Source organism: Brevibacillus panacihumi W25 (assembly GCF_000503775.1).
GTDB lineage: Bacteria > Bacillota > Bacilli > Brevibacillales > Brevibacillaceae > Brevibacillus > Brevibacillus panacihumi_A.
The window spans coordinates 599122-615271 of sequence record NZ_KI629782.1 but is presented as its reverse complement, the minus strand read 5'-3'; the positions used below and the strand labels follow the sequence as shown (position 1 = coordinate 615271).

Genomic DNA, 16150 nt, shown 5'->3' with positions numbered 1-16150 from the left:
TCAGATGGGATTTTTTGCATGTTACGCAGGCAAGTCGACATGTTGCGCAAAAAATCATCCGAATTTTGCGAAATCTTCTATAATAACGTAAGCGCTTTCAATTCTGATTTATCTTGAAGGAGGTTTGTGTATGTCTCAAATGGATCTTGTCAGCCAGAATTTGCACAAGAAGAACAGTGCCGGACAAGACATCTCGTTGACGACACAGTTTGTAACAGAGGAGGAGCTGGAAAAGGTAAATGCTTCCTTCCATGCGCAGCGCAGACTCAGCTTTTCATTCGGAATTTATTTTTTTCTCATCACCTTGCTTATCCCGTTTTTGAGCGGAACCTCTGAATGGTGGTACGGAACACCTCTCATTTTTGGTCTCACGCTGAACTTCTGGACAACGCTTCTGCTGTTCCACATCTTTTACTGGGTACTGGCATTTATCTTTGTCAAAAGGGCCAATCGCCTTGAGGATCAACTCAATAAGATGTAAGTTCTGATACGTTTGAAGGAGGAATGTGTATGCTCAATATGTGGGCCATCCTGATGGTGATTCTGCTAGTCGTCGTGACGATTGGCATTTCGATGTACACTCGCAACTTTAATTCCAGTACCGCCAACTTTTACCTGGCGGGACGCAAGATCGGCTTTATGACTAACTCGACAGCCATTTGTGGGGACTATTTTTCAGCGGCTTCGTTTCTCGGAGTTGCTGGTGCCGTATACGCATCCGGCGTGGATGGAATGTGGTACGCCATAGGATTTGGGGCGGCTTTTGTTCCTGTGGTGCTTTTTTTGGCCAGCCCGCTGCGCAAATTCGGTGAGTATACGATACCAGACTTTTTGTTCGCCCGTTTTGGCAAAAGCCATAAAGCCCGCGTCATCGGCGTGGTCATGGTTCAGTTGATTTGTATCTTCTACCTGGCACCGCAGATGGTGGGCGCAGGGACGACTTGGGATGTGCTGGTTGGTGTCGGCTTCCTAGGCATGACTCCTTATCAGACAGGTGTTGTCGCTACTGTCGTCGTCATGATGTTCTATGTTGCGCTTGGAGGCATGAAGGGAACCACACTCAACCAGATGATTCAGTTCTGGGTGTTGTTCACCGCGATGTTCCTTGTATTTGCACTCGTACTGATCAATGGAGTAGGAAATTACGCTTCACAAAACCAGCCATTGACCAACGCAAGCACTGTTACGGTAGCGAAGTTGATGGAAGGAGAAGAAGGGAAACGGGTATACGACAAGGCGAAAGCGACGATGTCGCCTGAAGCATTTGCCACTGAAGTAGATGCCGTCGTCCAAAAGGGTGACCCGAACGCCACTGTTCACGTTGTTGTGCCGCAGGTGAACAAACTGCATCCGGATCGGACCATGGTGATGCAAGAACCGGGCCATCGCTATGATTGGCTGAACCAATTCTCGATGGTGCTGGCACTTGTCCTGGGAACCATGGGACTGCCCCATATCATGAATCGTTACTATACGAACCCGTCTGGAAAAGTAGCGCGCCTGACGACCCTGTGGGTGCTTGCTTTCGTCGCATTCTTCTATATCATGAGCTCGGTGGTTGGACTGGGGGGAAGACGTTTTCTTCCGGAATTGGCGGGTGCTGATCCTACCACGGCAGCTTTGACCGTAGATGGCGTCCTGCTCAAATCCGACCAAATCCTTCCCGTCTTGGGGAAACTGCTCTTTGGCGAGTTTGGCCTTGGTTACGTAGCAGCAGGTGCGTTCGCAGCCATGTTCTCGACGGTAGGCGGTCTGCTGATTGCTTCGGCTGCTTCCTGGGGACATGACATCTATGAGAACTACGTCAATCCGAATGCTCCTGAGTGGAAAAAAGTAATGGTTGGGAAAATTGCTGTTGTAGCCATGTCGTTGTTCTCCTTGCTGGTGGGACTTGGCATTCCGGCCATTGGTCTGGACACGGCATATCCATCCTTGATTGCGATGATGGTTACCTGGGCATTTGCCGTCTCGGGGGGCGCATTCGTTCCGATGCTGCTCAGTTCCATCTGGTGGAAAAAAACAACCCGAAAAGGGGCCATCGCTGGCATGATCGTCGGCGGAGGCGGCTCCATCTTCTTTATCCTGATGAACATCTTGAAAGAGACAGGGGTATTTGCAGCAGGCAGCTTCGGAGCCACACTTGGCTCGCTGGCGTTTCCATCGATCTTTATCGTTCCGCTCAGCTTCCTGACGATCTATCTGGTCAGTATCACGGATAAGAATCAAATGCCAGTCTATGTCAACAATATATGGGCGCGTATCCACGGCTCCGATGAATTGTCCGAGCGGATTCGCAAGCAGATGAAGGAAGCGGACCAACGCTCTGCATAAGTTCGTGTGAAATTCAAATCAGGATGTCTTTGCGAGCCTGAAGTCTCGGCTCACAAAGACATCTTTTTTGATATCCACACAGTAGTTTCTTCTTGAGACTCCCTCCTTACGTGGGGAGAGGCAGTTTAGGCTGGTCGAGGAAAAAAGGGAGCGTCCTCGATGAAGACCTAACAAGAAGGAATTGGGTGTAACAGAAAACACATCCATGATATGCTAAGTTTATAAAATTCAGACAAGGCAGGTGTCTCCATGAGCCAAAGCCCGTCCAACATGATCGGCCACTCTGCTCTCCTTCGTCAGCTCATTCAAAAAAAGAAGCGCTTTCTCATTCCAATGTGTCTGTTTTTTCTGTTTTTTTACTTTTCACTTCCGGTTTTGATTATTATCAAGCCGGAATGGATGAACCAAGCAGTGTACGGCAGCATCTCGCTTGCCTGGATCTATGCGGCAGCACAATGCCTGATGACCTTGCTGCTCTCCTCGATTTACATGCTGCGGGCCCGTCATTTTGACCAGATGGCGGCACAGATCACCAGCTCCGTGGAAAGTGAGGAGATTACGTGAATCTATCCTCCGTTATTTTTTTTCTGGCGGTGATCATTGGCACCCTGGCGATCACGTATTCGGCCGCGAAACGGACAGGCAATACGAGAGAATTCTATGCAGCGGGCAATCGGCTGACAGGACTGCAGAACGGGATCGCTATCGCCGGTGACTACATGAGCGCCGCCTCCTTCCTGGGAATTGCCGGCACCATCGCGATATACGGGTTTGACGGATTTATCTACGCGATCGGATTTCTGGTCTCCTATCTGATCATGCTGCTGTTGATTGCAGAGCCATTGCACAATTTAGGACGCTATACGCTCGCAGATGCAATCGCGGTGAGATTTGAAAGCAGGCTGCTGAGAGGAATGATCGCCTGCAGCACCTTGATGATCTGCATCATGTACATGCTGGCGCAACTCGTCGGCGCAGGGGCTTTGATCCACCATCTTTTGCACATCGAATATGAGTGGGCCGTAATGGTCGTAGGGGTGTTGATGACCATCTACGTCGGCTTCGGGGGGATGGTGGCGACCTCTTGGGTTCAGATCATCAAGGCGATCATGCTGCTCACGGGTACGTTTCTCCTCAGTCTGATCGTGCTGTCCCGCTTTGACTGGAATCTTGTGACGATGTTCGACTATGTCAAAACGGCGACGCCACTGCAGGAAAAGTTCCTGCAGCCCGGCAATCAAATGAACGATCCCAAGGAGGTCATTTCGCTGCATCTGGCGTTAATCATGGGCACCTCCTGTCTGCCGCACATCGTATCACGACTGTTTACGGTAAAAGACGCCATCTCTACACGCCACTCCATCTACACCGCAACGTGGATCATTGGCGCCTTTTATCTGATGACGATCTTCCTGGGCTTCGGCGCCAGCGCGTTTGTCGGCTACGTGGTGCTGCGCGATGTCGGATTTGGAGGCAATCTCACTGTTACGCTTCTGGCAGATGTGTTGGGAGGGGAATTTTTGACCGCCTATATTTCTGCTGTAGCCTTTGCGACCATATTGGCTGTCGTGACCGGACTGGTCCTTTCCGCTTCATCTGCTTTTGCCCATGACGTATACAGCCATCTGATCCGCAAAGGAATGGCCTCTGAGCGTGAGCAGGTTTTGGTCGCAAAATGCTCCTCTGTCGTGGTGGGACTTGTCTCCACAACACTTGCGATCGGGGCAGAAAAGATGAATGTTGCGATCCTGGTAGGGCTGACCTTTGCGGTAGCTGCCTCGGCGAATTTGCCAATGATCCTGTCTACCTTGTATTGGCGCAGATTTACGGTACAGGGAGCGATTGTCGGCATGGCAAGCGGTTTATTTGCTTCCATACTGTTGGTCGGATTGGGTCCCATGGTCATGAATACAGAGCATGGGTTGATCCTGCGCGAACCGTTTTTTTTGCTGACGAATCCGGGTTTGATCTCGATTCCCCTGGGCTTTTTGGGGGCGATCGTCGGCACGTATTGCAGCCGTCCCGAGCCGGGGGCGGATGCGCGTTATGATCAGGTGCTTTTCCAGGCTCATACGGGAATCCGGATGACAAAAGCGAGGGAACAGAGGAAAAAGGGTGCATAAGGAAGGCAGATGGGTCCCACTCTAACGAAAGAAGGAGGGGGTACATATGGATGGGAAAAAAATCTCGGATTCTTTGCCATTATCTCAGCAGGATGTATATGAACAAACGCGTGATGTGCTGAATGACTTGCTCGCCGAACTGTGCGAGGCCATGGATGAAGAGGATGTAGAGGCTTATCGCCGCAAAGGGTATGAAATGATTGGTCTCTACTACCAAAAGCCGGTCAATACGGGAGAACTGATGCTGACGTTGGCGGCTGCACTGGAGGACATTCTTCACCAGTTGGAGATGACGCAACAAGGCGAGGAAGTATCCATGGTGCGTGGCGACTACAGTGTTATGAAGAAGGACAAGGATGAATAACCTCACCCGCGTTGGCTAGGGTGCTACTTATTTGCAAACGTTGGGGAAAAGAAGTTTCGAGAGCGGTAAGATAGGGAATGAACAGGGGAGGATGAATCAGGAGGAAGACCCCATGAAATATATCTCTGTTGAACAAGTTGAGCCAGGAGATATACTGGCTCGCAGTATTTATACAAGTGAAGGCTTGACCTTGCTTCACGCCGGCGTTCAATTGACAGTAGGAATGATCAATAAATTGCGTCGTTTTGGAGTGACCATGCTTAGTATTAAAGACCCCTTGCTAGATGATATCGATATGGAAGAGGTCGTCACAGAAACCACGCGAAAAGATGCCATTCGCAATTTGTCTGCTGCGATCCAATGTGTGCAATCCGGCAAATACATGGATGTGCGCGGCATTCATAAGTCGGTGGGTAATATCGTGGAGGAAGTGCTGCGGAATCGCCGGATCCTGTTGAACCTCGGAGAAATTCGGACAACGGACAATTCCTTGTACATACACTCGCTCAATGTATGCATGATGGCGACCGTCATGGGCGTAGGATTGGGGTACAATACCAATCAATTAAAGGAACTGGCGATTGGCGCTCTGCTTCACGATATTGGAAAAATAAGCGCGTCACCAGACAAAAAAGAAGACACAGCCGATGAAGAGGAACTGGAGAAGCATTTTACCTGGCTCGGGTTCAATGTATTGCGAAAGAAGCATGAAATGAGCATCGTATCGGCACATATTCCCTTGCAGCACCAGGAATGGGTGGATGGAAGCGGGATTCCGCGAGGTTTGGCAGGTGAAGAAATCCATGAGTTCGCCAAAATTGTGGCGATCTGCAATTATTATGACGATCTGATCTCTCCTTTTTCCGAAGAGGGAGAGACCCTTGCTCCTTATGTGGCCTGCGAACGAATCATGGGCTTGGCGGATAAGCGCTTTGATATAAAAATGGTGATTCATTTCTTGCGTTCGATCGCTCTCTACCCGACGGGAAGCTCTCTGAAGCTGAGCACGGGCGAAATCGGTGTCGTGATCGACCAGAACCGTGGCCTGCCTTCCCGTCCGGTGGTCCGCGTGATTCGTCGCGAGCAGCATGCCAGCGACGTCATGGCGGAACAGCATGATATTCGGGACATTGACCTGAGTGCGGAGCCTACCATTTTTATTACGGGTGTCATGGAATAAGGGAAAATCAGATCAAAGATCAGGAGAGTTCCCTATAGTAGAATGATTCCCGTGTTACTACAATAGGGGCAGATAACCAATTGAAACCTGATTGAGAGGGAGTGTTAGAATGTCTCGAATTTTGGTGCCGGTCGATGATACAGAACAATCTCTGCAAGCTCTCCGATTTGCCCTGGCGTATGCCAAGGACAAGCATGAGCTGACATTGCTGCATGTTGTTCCTTTTTATCCATCCAAAAACGTCATTAACCAATTAGGCCAAAAGCAATTGAGAGAATACCAATTGCAAGAAGCACATGAAGAATTGGCGAAGGTAAAAGAACTTGCTGATCAATCAGGTATCCCCTATACGCTGGAAATTCGTTTTGGCGACGTACCGCAAATCATCAATGAATTTTCCAAAATCAATTTCGAAGCCATGGTCATGGGCACGCACGGATACGGGCGTTTGATGGGCTACCTGATGCAAAGTGTCAGCTACCCGACGATCCATGATGTAAAGCTGCCCGTTTTCCTCATTTCGGATGAGACAAATGCAGAACGTTTTCCATGGAGTAAAGTGCTGATCGCAGTAGATGGGTCTGAACAAGCCAAAGAGGCGATCGAGAAAGCAACCGCGTTAAGCCAGTCCCTGGATGTCACATATTCGCTGGTTACAGTAGTTCCGCCTCCTGTCTCCTATGCAGGGGCGTATGGACCTGGCTGGCAAGATGTAGCGACATTGGAGGAGTGGGGAAAATCAACCTTGCTGCCCTATGAAGAAATGATGCAGGAAAAAGGCGTAACGTATCAAAGTCAGGTCCTGATCGGCGATCCCGCAACGGTGATCAAGCAAACAGCAAAAGAACAAGAAGCAGATCTCATCGTTCTCGGCCATCACGGAATGGGTGGCGTAGCCGGAACCATGATGGGAAGTGTCACCTTCAAGCTGGTCCATCGGGCGAGAACTCCTTTGTTGATCGTGAAAAAATAGCGGAAGCAAAATAGCAAGCAGCTTGTATGTTTCATACAAGCTGCTTTTTTCTTTTTTTAAGCAAGTCGAGTGTAAGGTTCAAGAGAAATAGGCATTATATACATACGGGGGGTATATTTTGCGAACCTGAATCCAATATCCACATGTGAAGTTGGAGGTATCCAAGATGAAAAAGGCAGAACGAATGGTCGCAGCACTTTTTATACTCAGTCTATTGGCTGGATGCGACAAGTCAGATGGTCAAGAAGCGGTTTCGCCAACAGAAGCTCATCACGACAGCCACATTGAACATAAAAGCGAAGAACATGGCGATGCCAAACGGATGCAAGCGGTATTTTCGTTCACAACAGGAGCGGCAAAGGCGAAGGAAGACGCGGAACTAGCCGTTCACATCACCGACTCTGAAGGAAATCCTGTGAACGATTTTGAGCTGAATCACGAGAAGCTGCTTCATCTTATTGTCGTAAGTGAGGATCTGTCTTACTTTTCCCATCTCCACCCATCGTATCAGGGAAATGGGATATTCCGTCTTCCCCTTAGGTTCCCTGCAGGCGGCAAATACAAGGTGTTTGCGGATTTCAAGCCTGTCGGCGGCAACAATACGACAGTGGGGGAGTGGCTGGAAGTCGAGGGAACGACTTTGAAGGCCGAAGCGATACAGGTGGATCTCGGGCGGGTAAAAGAAGTAGAGGATAAGGAAATTGCGCTCTCACCAGTCAAATTGAAAGCTAACGAGGAAACTGCGCTTACCTTCTCGTTTCGTGATGCTCGTACAAAAGAACAGATCACGGATCTGGAGCCTTATTTGGGGGCCACAGGTCATGTAGTGATCTTGTCCCGGGATGCAGGCCATTATCTGCATGTTCACCCGCTGGATGAGGCTTCAACCGGACCAGAAGCGAGGTTTGTAACCTCTTTTCCTCAGCCGGGCATCTACAAGATTTGGGGCCAGTTTCAGCACCGCGGGAAGGTAATTACCGTTCCATTCGTGGTGCAGGTGGAATAACATTCCCAGTCCAATCCCAAAATAGAAAAAAGTGTGGAGGCTTACGTTATGTTGGTGGGGTGTCATGTCAGCATTCGCGCTGGTTACTTGGGGGCTGCCAAAAACGCGTTTGGGCAAGGTGCCAGGTCGTTTCAATATTTCCCCAAAAACCCGCGCTCTCTTGCGGTGAAAGCATTTGATGCCCAGGATGCGAGGGCTTGCAAGCAGTTTTGTCAGGAACACTCCCTGCTCTCCATCGCACATACCCCGTACCCGACCCAGCTTTCGGTCGACGACAAAACAATGTATCGCGTAACGGTGGATTCCTTGCTTAATGACCTCGAAATTGCGGAGGCATGCGGATCCATTGGGATTGTCGTGCATTTCGGGCAGTACAAAGGCACCAAGTCTGATCCTCTTTACGGCTATTTGCAAATGATCGGGATGCTCAACGAAGTACTGAGTCAATGGCAGGGCAGCACTCTGCTATTGCTTGAGAACAACGCCGGACAGGGCAATCGGATGGGAACGACGCTGGAGGAGTTGACGCAGGTCAGGGATCTGCTCGACCAACCGCAAAAAGTAGGATATTGTCTCGATACCTGCCACGCTTTCGCCAGCGGACTTTGGCAAGGAGATAATTGGGAGGAGGTCGCTGACCACGCTCGTGCTTTGGGCTATCTTCAGCATGTAAAGGCAGTTCACCTCAACGACTCCATGTATCCGCACCAATCGTACAGGGATCGACATGCCAACATCGGCACGGGGTTCATCCCGGAGCAGGGCTTCGCGGATTTGTTTCAGACACCGGAATTCCAGGAAATTCCATTTATTTTGGAAACACCCCATCAACCGGGAAAAAACCATGAAGATGAACTGGCGGATGTGAAGCGGCGCTGGCAGTCGAGTCAACCGAGCCGCTTGGGGAAGTAACAGTTCGCCGGATCATTGGCAGAGGCTGTCTCCTGTGTTACAGTGTGAGAAGTGTGTTGAATAGGAGGTAGCAAACAGATGAAAAAACGAATCAAAGTAACGATTGCAGATTTTACAGCATTGCAGGAAAATCTCAATGATCCACAGGAGCTGGCGCTTTATGAATCTGCAAATGGAAATACATATGATGCCGAAATCGAGCATGATGGATATGCGATTGTGGACGTAACAGAGGAAGATTATATCGAGCTGGCACCAGGCGAGTATCAGCTCATGATCGAAGAGTGGACGGATGCGGGCCGAATAGGGGATTTGCAGCTGCAGACGAAATCCGATCCCGCTGATGACACTGCCCTGCTGTACAGACTGGTGGATGCGAGCGGCAAGGAGCAGGAAGCTCCGGTTTCCTTGCCCAAGCAGATCGTCGAGTTAGTCGCCAAAACTTGGTTCGGGAAAAACAAAAAACCTCAAAATGAGGAGTAACATGGCAAAAGCCGCTGCTTCCGAGGATGGAGAGCAGCGGCTTTGCTTTTTTTGATACAGCTTACATTTCTTCGGGTGCAGCCAGACCTAACAGGCGCAATCCCTCTTTGAGAACCACGACGACGGCCGCGACAAGCTGCAGGCGGGATGCCTTCACGGCGTCTTCTTCGGCGAGGATGCGAACATTGGCGTAGAACTTGTTGAATACCTGTGCCAGATCGATCACGTATTTCCCGATCAGCGACGGGTCGAACTGGCTGCCTGCGCGGTCGACTACTTCCGGGAATGCGTTCAGAAGCGTGACGACAGCCCAAGCTTCCTTGCCTTCCAGGGCGCCTGGCACCAGTTCAGATGAGCTTGCCGGCTGGTAGTTTCCTTTGCGCAAGAGCGAGCAGGCTCGCGCATGCGTGTACTGCACGTACGGTCCGGTCTCTCCCTCGAAGGTGAGCATCTCTTCCCAGGAGAAGTTGATGTCGTTGAGACGATAGTTTTTCAAGTCGTGGAAGATGACAGCGCCGACTCCGACTTGACGCGCCACTTCTTCTTTGTTCGCGAGGGAAGGGTTTTTTTCCTCGATCACCTTTTGGACGTCTGCGATGGCCTGTGCCAGCACTTCTTCCAGCAGGACGACTTTTCCTTTGCGGGTCGACATTTTTTTGCCGTCCTTGAGCATCATCCCGAACGGAATGTGGTGCATGTTGGCCGCCCATGGATAGCCCATTTTCTCCAAGACTTTATAGAGCTGCTGGAAGTGCAGGCGCTGTTCATTGCCGACGACGTAGACAGCTTTGGCGAAGTCGTAGGTTTCATGGCGGAAGAGAGCAGCCGCCAAATCACGTGTCGCGTAGAGTGTTGCACCGTCCGATTTTTTGATCAGGCATGGAGGCATATCGTACTCATCCAGCGAGACGACCTGTGCGCCGTCAGATTCGGTGAGCAGCCCTTTTTCTTCCAGAAGGCTGACAACGCGGTCCATCTTGTCGTTGTAGAAGGCTTCTCCATGTGTAGAATCAAAGGAGACGTTCATCAGGTCGTAGATCTTCATGAACTCTTTCAGAGACTCATCGCGGAACCATGACCAGAGATGCTGTGCCTCTGCGTCGCCGTCCTCCAGCTTTTTGAACCACTCGCGTCCCTGGTCCTCCAGCGAAGGATCTTTTTCTGCCTCTTCGTGAAACTTTACGTACAGGTGGAGCAGCTCCTTGATCGGCTCAGCCTTTACTTTTTCTTCATCTCCCCAGAGGCGATAGGCGACGATCAATTTGCCGAACTGTGTGCCCCAATCCCCTAGGTGATTGATGCGAACAGGCTTGTAGCCTTGCTTTTCCAGGATGTTGGCGATAGCGTTCCCGATGACCGTCGAACGCAGATGCCCCATGGAGAAGGGTTTTGCGATGTTCGGAGAGGAGAGATCGATAGGGACGTTGCGTCCTTGTCCCAGATTGCTCTTCCCATACGATGCACCTTCTGCCAGAATCGTCCCGATGACCTGTGTGCTGACAGCTGCCTGATCGAGGAACAGATTCACGTATGGACCGACTGCTTTTACTTCCTGCAAAGGGGAGCCCGAGATGTTCGCGGCGAGATCAGCGGCGATCATCGGTGGCGCTTTGCGCAACGCTTTTGCCAATTGGAAACAAGGGAAGGCGATGTCTCCCATCGCGGGATTGGGCGGTGTCTCGAGCATGCCGTACACCTGTTCCTTGTTCAGATTATCCACGCCCATATGGACGAGTGCGGAGGCGATCATCTCCGCTACTTGATGTTTATAGCTCATGTGTATTGCCCCTTTCCAAAATCGGTAATCTTTCCGCAAACACAAAATAGAAAAAACCCCTGCGTCTCCTGAAAAAGAGACGAGAGGTTGTGCTCCCGCGGTGCCACTCTTGTTGTCCCTGCCCAATGTCTTCTTGGGGGCAAAGACCGCTTGATCTGCAATAACGGGCAGTCCCGGCTAAACCCTACGCAATCTGCCGGACAAAACGGCAGACATTCAGGCAGCATCTCCGAGGGGCGCTTCCTCTCATGGTCCGCATCGGGCTTTCACCATCCCCGACTCGCTACAGCATCTCACACGGAGTACTCTCCTCATCCACGATTATACATTCTTCCAGCATTATAGCCAATGAAGGGGGGAGTTGCAACTTACTCTTCCGGCTTTTTCAAAATTTGATCAAGCTTCGCGAAATAGGCTCTTGTCAAAGACTCCCGTTCCTCGGCACTCAAGTTCTCAGCGTTTAGCATTTGCTGTTTGAAATTCTCCAATTCAGCCCGCATCGCAAGCTCTGCTTTCGCTTCTTCTTCCAGGCCGTAATTTTCGGTTGGATCGAACGGGATCAGTCGATTGTCGTTTCCGCTTCGCAGATAGGGGCGGCGCCAGTTGTCCGGGAAATGAAACGGCTGCTCGCCGAACAGATAACCCAAGACATCGTCGGAATCGATCGGCAGGAAGTGGTCGTATTCATCGCGCTGCCCGCCCTCCATCCATTTGATATGGACGAGAAAATAGCGCAGATAATGCTGCTGTGTTTCGGTATGTTTGACGATACTGTATGTCTCAAATTCGCTTTGCTCCAGCACCTTGACGGTTTCCAGGCAATCGAGAAATTCGTCCTTGTCGCGGGGGAGAAGTGTTTCCACGGCGTTTCGCTCCTTTGTTGGACTTCGTTCCCCATGATAGCAAAACAGAGGAGGACTGACAATCGACCGGGACAGTTCAGCGCTAGGCATATTCACGTGGATAAAGCGAAAAAAGCCCGGGATTTCTCCAGGACCTTTCTCTTATGGGTGAAAGTATTATCCTAATCGTCGCAAGAACACCCAACGATTACCAACAGGATAAACAGTACGAGCACGATTGCAAAGGCTTCTCCGAAGAACCCATTGCCGCAAAATGAAGTACTCATGTTTGTTTCCCCTCCTTTCCTTTATGCTGTAGTCTATACACGAACGTGTAGATTGGCGTGGGCGAATGTCTAGATTTCACAAAATTTAGGCCAGTACACAATGTCCTCAGTGAAATAGACAAATTCTCAATTGACTCTCTGGCAAGGGGGTGTTAAGATACTTGCAAATGTCTTGTAAATTCCAAAAACTTGAATAGCTGTACAACTCTTATCCAGAGAGGCAGAGGGACTGGCCCGATGAAGCCTCGGCAACCGGAATAAAATTCGGTGCCAATTCCAGCAAAGCGCTTTGCTTTGAAAGATAAGAGGATGGTTCAGGCGTATCTGTATCCGCGGACAAATCCTCTTCTTTCACTAGAAGAGGATTTTTTAATCCCCAAAAACGAGAGCGATGGAGAGAAAAGGAGAAAGCCGATGAAACCTACTTTTCGCGAACAGCTTACCCAGAAAATTTTAATCCTGGACGGTGCCATGGGGACCATGCTGCAGCAGGCAAATCTGACAGCAGAAGACTTTGGCGGGGAGGAATACGACGGCTGTAATGAGCTGCTCAATTTGACAAGACCTGATGTCATCCGAGGAATCCATGAGAAGTATCTGGAAGCGGGCGCCGACATCGTCGAGACCAATACGTTCGGGGCCACATCTGTAGTCCTCGCCGAATACGACGTCGCAGACAAGGATTTGGAGATCAACATTGCTGCAGCTCGATTGGCAAAGGAAGCGGTAGATCGCTATTCCACGCCGGAATGGCCGCGATATGTCGCTGGCTCCATGGGACCGACCACCAAGACACTCTCGCTCACCGGGGGAGTGACGTTTGACGAATTGGTCGAGTCTTACTACCGCCAGGCAAAAGGGCTGTTGCTGGGTGGCGTGGATGTCTTGCTGCTGGAGACGTCCCAGGACACCCTCAATGTCAAGGCAGGCGGGATTGGGATTCGCAAAGCTTTTGCAGAGACCGGAATCGAGGTGCCGGTGATGATCTCCGGTACGATCGAGCCGATGGGGACGACGCTGGCTGGGCAAAACATCGAGGCTTTCTATTTTTCACTGGAGCATCTGCAGCCTGTCTCTGTGGGACTCAACTGTGCCACAGGTCCGGAATTCATGCGCGATCATTTGCGTACCTTGTCCGGTTTGGCGAATTGCGGTGTAAGCTGTTATCCCAATGCCGGATTGCCGGATGAAAACGGCCACTACCACGAGACGCCGCAAGGACTTGCCGCCAAAATGCGGGCATTTGCCGAGCAGGGCTGGCTCAACGTAGCAGGTGGGTGCTGCGGAACCACGCCGGAGCATATCCAGGCGATGGCAGAGGCGTTGAAAGACTTGAAGCCGCGCGTGAATCCAGGGAAGTCCGTAAGCGCCGTATCCGGTATCGAGGTCGTATACGTGGAAGACGATAACCGTCCCTTGCTGGTCGGAGAGCGTACCAATGTGATCGGCTCGCGAAAATTTCGGGAATTGATCGCGCAAGGACAGTACGAGGAAGCGTCGGACATCGCCCGCGCTCAGGTGAAGCGGGGAGCGCAAATCATCGATATTTGCCTGGCTGATCCGGATCGGGATGAATACGCCGACATGGAGAAATTCCTGCAATTTGTCAGTAAAAAAGTGAAGGCTCCGCTGATGATCGATTCTACAGATGTGCAGGTAATGGAGCTGGGACTGCGCTATTCCCAAGGAAAAGCGATCCTCAACTCGATCAACCTGGAGGACGGTCTGAAGCGCTTTGAAGAGGTAGCGCCGCTGATCCGTCAGTACGGAGCCGCTGTCGTAGTAGGAACGATTGAAGAGGCCGGCATGGCGGTGACCCGGGAGAAGAAGCTGGAGGTCGCGAAGCGCTCCTACGATCTGCTGGTGAACCAATTTGGCGTGAAGCCGGAGGATATTATTTTCGATCCATTGGTATTCCCGGTCGGAACAGGGGACGAACAGTACATCGGATCGGCAAAAGAGACAGTGGAAGGCATCAGGCTGATCAAGCAGGCAATGCCCGCGTGCAAGACGATCCTAGGCGTGAGCAACGTCTCGTTCGGATTGCCTGCAGCGGGTCGCGAGGTGCTGAATGCGGTGTTCCTCTACCATACGACACTCGCAGGACTGGACTATGCGATCGTCAACACGGAAAAGCTGGAGCGCTACGCGAGCATACCGGAAGAGGAAAGAAAGCTGGCAGAGGACCTGCTGTTTCATACCAATGACGAAACCTTGGCTGCTTTCACAGAGTTTTATCGGCAGAAGAAGAAGGAAGTAAAGGTCGAGGCATCTACCTTGTCGCTGGAAGAACGTCTCGCCCGCTATGTCGTCGAAGGCTCGAAGGACGGCTTGATCGAGGATCTCAAGCTGGCGCTGGAGAAGTACGCGCCGCTCGATATCATCAATGGCCCGCTGATGAAGGGAATGGAAGAGGTAGGGAGGCTGTTCAACGCCAATCAGTTGATCGTGGCAGAAGTATTGCAAAGCGCCGAGGTTATGAAGGCGTCGGTCTCTTTCCTGGAGCCGTTCATGGAAAAGGCAGACTCGGCGGCCAAAGGGAAGATTCTGCTGGCAACGGTCAAAGGCGATGTGCATGACATCGGGAAAAATCTGGTAGAAATTATCCTCTCCAACAATGGCTACGAAGTCGTCAACTTGGGTATCAAGGTGCCGCCCGAGCAATTGATCGCAGCCTGCCGGGAGCAAAAGCCGGACGCCATTGGCTTGTCAGGGCTCCTGGTAAAATCGGCGCAGCAGATGGTGATTACGGCACAGGACTTGCGTGATGCAGGGATCGATGTGCCGATGATGGTGGGAGGGGCGGCTCTGACCCGGAAGTTCACCTCCAATCGGATCGCTCCGGAGTATCGCGGAATCGTGCTTTACGCCAAAGATGCCATGGACGGTCTGGATCTGGTCAATCGCCTGCAAAATCCGCAGGAGCGGCAGCGTCTCGTAGAGGAGCAGCAGCAGCTTCAGGAAGCGCTAGGCGCAACAGAACCCGCCGTGGAGGAAAAGAAAGCGAAACTTCCGGCGCGCTCTGCCGTCAGCCGGACCGTTCCTATCCATATTCCGCCTGATTGCCAGCCGCATGTCCTGCGCTCCTATCCGATCAGCCACCTGCAGCCGTATCTGAACCTGCGCATGCTTCTCGGCAAACATCTGGGTGTTCGGGGCAACGTCGACAAGCTGATCGAAACTGGTGACGAAAAAGTCTTGCAACTCTACGGTCTGGTGGAAGAATTGCTCGCAGAGGCCAAAGAGAAGGGGAATATCACGGCACACGGCATCTATCAGTTCTTTCCTGCCCAAGCCCAGGGAGACGACATCCTCGTCTATGACCCGCAGGATCACAGCAGGGTGCTGGAACGCTTCACTTTCCCGCGCCAACCGGAAGAGCCGCATCTGTGCCTGTCCGACTTCCTGCGTCCGGTTGAGAGCAACGAGATGGACTATGTCGGGTTCCTGACAGTGACAGCAGGCGGGGGCATTTCGGAGCAATCGAGCACGTTGAAAGAACAGGGTGATTATCTGCGCTCCCACGTCTTGCAGGCGTTGGCTTTGGAACTGGCGGAAGCCTTTGCTGAGCGTATCCATCACATCATGCGCGACAGCTGGGGAATTCCTGATCCGGCGGAGATGACCATGCTGGAGCGATTTGGAGCCCGGTACCAGGGAATCCGCGTTTCCTTTGGCTATCCGGCCTGCCCGAGTCTGGAGGATCAGGCGCAGCTGTTCCGACTGCTGAAGCCGGAACAGATCGGTGTTCAACTGACCGAAGGCTTTATGATGGAGCCGGAAGCGTCTGTTTCCGCCATGGTGTTCGCTCATCCGGAAGCACGCTATTTTAACGCAGGCCCATCTGTGTTTGATGTCTAAAAAAGAGATGA

Annotated in this window: 14 protein-coding genes, 1 riboswitch and 1 other annotated feature; of the genes, 11 read left to right on the top strand and 3 right to left on the bottom strand. The window is 51.5% G+C overall.

Translation table 11 applies throughout. The annotated features are described in order from the left end of the window. Positions 1–130: 130 nt before the first annotated feature. The 10 genes from T458_RS32500 to T458_RS32455 all read left to right on the top strand — a co-directional run bounded on the left by T458_RS32500 (position 131) and on the right by T458_RS32455 (position 9372). Positions 131–481 carry a DUF485 domain-containing protein gene (locus T458_RS32500; protein ID WP_023554680.1) on the top strand — a complete coding sequence of 117 codons (351 nt, stop codon included), beginning with the start codon at positions 131–133 and terminating at the stop codon, positions 479–481. Positions 482–510: 29 nt separating this feature from the next. Further along, positions 511–2331 (top strand): solute symporter family protein, encoded by a 1821-nt coding sequence (locus tag T458_RS32495; RefSeq protein ID WP_023554679.1) that lies wholly within the window; start codon positions 511–513, stop codon positions 2329–2331. 249 nt (positions 2332–2580) lie between these two features. Continuing rightward, the gene (locus tag T458_RS32490; protein WP_023554678.1) at positions 2581–2895 is read left to right on the top strand and encodes a DUF485 domain-containing protein; all 315 of its coding nucleotides are present in this window, start codon (positions 2581–2583) and stop codon (positions 2893–2895) included. Next, on the top strand, positions 2892–4454 hold the full coding sequence (locus tag T458_RS32485; RefSeq protein ID WP_023554677.1) for a solute symporter family protein: 1563 nt from the start codon (positions 2892–2894) through the stop codon (positions 4452–4454). Before T458_RS32490 ends, T458_RS32485 begins: the two co-directional genes overlap by 4 nt. Before the next feature lie 46 nt (positions 4455–4500). Beyond that, positions 4501–4818, top strand: coding sequence for a hypothetical protein (locus T458_RS32480; protein WP_023554676.1), 318 nt, complete (start codon positions 4501–4503; stop codon positions 4816–4818). Positions 4819–4930: 112 nt separating this feature from the next. After that, entirely contained in the window at positions 4931–5998 is a 1068-nt protein-coding gene (locus tag T458_RS32475) for an HD-GYP domain-containing protein (RefSeq protein WP_023554675.1), read from the top strand. Between the two features lie 109 nt (positions 5999–6107). Then, positions 6108–6971, top strand: a complete 864-nt coding sequence (locus tag T458_RS32470; RefSeq protein ID WP_023554674.1) for a universal stress protein — start codon at positions 6108–6110, stop codon at positions 6969–6971. Positions 6972–7137: 166 nt separating this feature from the next. Further along, a complete protein-coding gene (locus tag T458_RS32465; protein ID WP_023554673.1) occupies positions 7138–7977 on the top strand; it encodes a hypothetical protein in 840 nt (279 codons plus the stop codon). Between the two features lie 48 nt (positions 7978–8025). Further along, positions 8026–8889: a deoxyribonuclease IV gene (locus T458_RS32460; RefSeq protein ID WP_023554672.1), complete on the top strand. Its 864-nt coding sequence runs from the start codon at positions 8026–8028 to the stop codon at positions 8887–8889. 78 nt (positions 8890–8967) lie between these two features. Next, the gene (locus T458_RS32455) at positions 8968–9372 is read left to right on the top strand and encodes a hypothetical protein (protein ID WP_023554671.1); all 405 of its coding nucleotides are present in this window, start codon (positions 8968–8970) and stop codon (positions 9370–9372) included. A 61-nt stretch (positions 9373–9433) separates the two neighbouring features. On the opposite strand, the gene argS is transcribed toward T458_RS32455, so the two are convergent. The 3 genes from argS to T458_RS56295 all read right to left on the bottom strand — a co-directional run bounded on the left by argS (position 9434) and on the right by T458_RS56295 (position 12278). Next, on the bottom strand, positions 9434–11149 hold the full coding sequence (gene argS / locus T458_RS32450; protein WP_023554670.1) for an arginine--tRNA ligase: 1716 nt from the start codon (positions 11147–11149) through the stop codon (positions 9434–9436). Between the two features lie 72 nt (positions 11150–11221). Continuing rightward, positions 11222–11476, bottom strand: a binding site (T-box leader). A gap of 41 nt (positions 11477–11517) precedes the next feature. Continuing rightward, a complete protein-coding gene (locus tag T458_RS32445; protein WP_023554669.1) occupies positions 11518–12012 on the bottom strand; it encodes a hypothetical protein in 495 nt (164 codons plus the stop codon). A 161-nt stretch (positions 12013–12173) separates the two neighbouring features. Further along, a complete protein-coding gene (locus T458_RS56295; protein ID WP_023554668.1) occupies positions 12174–12278 on the bottom strand; it encodes a YjcZ family sporulation protein in 105 nt (34 codons plus the stop codon). Between the two features lie 205 nt (positions 12279–12483). Further along, positions 12484–12586, top strand: a riboswitch (SAM riboswitch). Between the two features lie 106 nt (positions 12587–12692). On the opposite strand from T458_RS56295, the gene metH reads away from it, so the two are divergent. Beyond that, entirely contained in the window at positions 12693–16139 is a 3447-nt protein-coding gene (metH, locus tag T458_RS32435; RefSeq protein WP_023554667.1) for a methionine synthase, read from the top strand. Positions 16140–16150: the final 11 nt, after the last annotated feature.